Annotated in this window: 2 protein-coding genes and 1 pseudogene; all 3 read left to right on the top strand. The window is 60.0% G+C overall.

Annotation, left to right across the window (positions count from 1 at the left end; translation table 11 throughout):
* The first annotated feature begins 162 nt into the window (after positions 1-162).
* Positions 163-663: a bifunctional nuclease family protein gene (locus tag AB5405_RS01625; RefSeq protein ID WP_368137369.1), complete on the top strand. Its 501-nt coding sequence runs from the start codon at positions 163-165 to the stop codon at positions 661-663.
* 33 nt (positions 664-696) lie between these two features.
* Complete coding sequence (locus AB5405_RS01620; RefSeq protein WP_368137367.1) at positions 697-1053, top strand: hypothetical protein; 357 nt, start codon at positions 697-699, stop codon at positions 1051-1053.
* Positions 1054-1083: 30 nt separating this feature from the next.
* Positions 1084-1271: pseudogene (locus tag AB5405_RS01615) on the top strand (hypothetical protein); the annotation flags it as partial.

Here is a 1271-nt window from a genome sequence, read left to right as displayed (position 1 = left end):
CCATCAAAACTGTGAAGAGCCCTGGGGCATTGCCTTGGGGCTTTTTTCTTGTCTGCGATAAATCTCATTTTGGTTTTGTGTGCTGTGCGAAAGATTGGGTAGTATAGCTATTCAATGCGGTGGAGCTGCCGCGTGTTAACCGCTACGTACCGGAGGTGTTCCATGGTTCGTGTCGACATAGAGACCATCGTCATGGCCGCCGGTCCCGTGCCATCGCTTATTGTGCTTCGCGAGCGCTGCAGCAAGTCGGATTCCCCCGCGCCGCTGCGCTCCCTCTCCATCCAGACCGGCTCGTTTGAGGCTGCGGCAATCAGCCGTGGCATCGACAGCGGACGCGCCGATCGCCCAATCACACACGACCTGCTGCTCGACACCGTCGAAGCCCTGGGTGCCAAGCTCGAGCGTGTCGAAATCGTCCGCGCCGAGCCGCCCGTGTTTTACGCGACGGTTGTCGTGTTGACCGATGGCAACGAGCATAGGATCGATGCGCGCCCGAGCGACGCCATCGCCCTCGCCGTACGCAGCAATGCCCCCATGTTCGTTGAAGATGACATCATGAATCGCTTGGGCACTGTCTCACCGCACGCCGAGGAAGTCGACGACGAGCAAGAGTTCGAAAAGTTCGATGAGTTCGTTCACACGCTCTCGCCCGATGATTTTTAAATGCTCGACAACCACGCGACGGAGTGCGCACTCATGAGCGCCGGAGTTTCTGCCGAGGCGGCTGCGATCGCCCGCGAGGCCCAGATGCGCTCGGAGGCTTCTGAGGCGGCTCGCATTGCCTATGTGACGCAGGCCCGCACGCTTCGCGAACGCCGCGGCTCGTTTATCAAGATGGTTGTCATCTCCGCCCTTGTTGCGGCAATCTGCTCGCGCCTTCGTGGTACAGTTGGTGCGCTTGGGTTTTCGATCTCTACGGGCCTGGTGATCTGGGGCGTGGTCGATGCGGTCATGCTGACCAGTCAGATCAAGGTACTCGACAAGCGCGCGATGGATATGATGCGCGCCCGCGACGCTGCCGCTAAGATCGCTGCTGAGGCACAAGAACTGTAACGACGCCAAACTCGATGGGAAGGTCTAAAGATGGCACAGGATATGCAGGACGCCGGTAACGTCTCCGCCGAGCTCGACGCCATGGTGTGCGATCTGATCGGCGCGTTCTTGGACGACCTTGCCGCCGGTGAAAACCCTGGCGTGGTCGTGGCAATTGAGGACGCCGCTTCCAACCGTTATCTGGCGGCGCTCGATGAGGATGGCGAAGAGGCGTGCCT

Origin of the sequence: Collinsella aerofaciens (assembly GCF_040920445.1) — a bacterium.
Lineage (GTDB): Bacteria > Actinomycetota > Coriobacteriia > Coriobacteriales > Coriobacteriaceae > Collinsella > Collinsella aerofaciens_BH.
Note: the sequence above shows the minus strand (reverse complement) of the source record. Positions and strands in the feature narration are given on the sequence as shown.

Coding starts and splice junctions, on each gene's coding strand:
- AB5405_RS01625 (WP_368137369.1), top strand. CDS start 163: ATGGTTCGTGTCGACATAGAGACCATCGTCATGGCCGCCGGTCCCGTG.
- AB5405_RS01620 (WP_368137367.1), top strand. CDS start 697: ATGAGCGCCGGAGTTTCTGCCGAGGCGGCTGCGATCGCCCGCGAGGCC.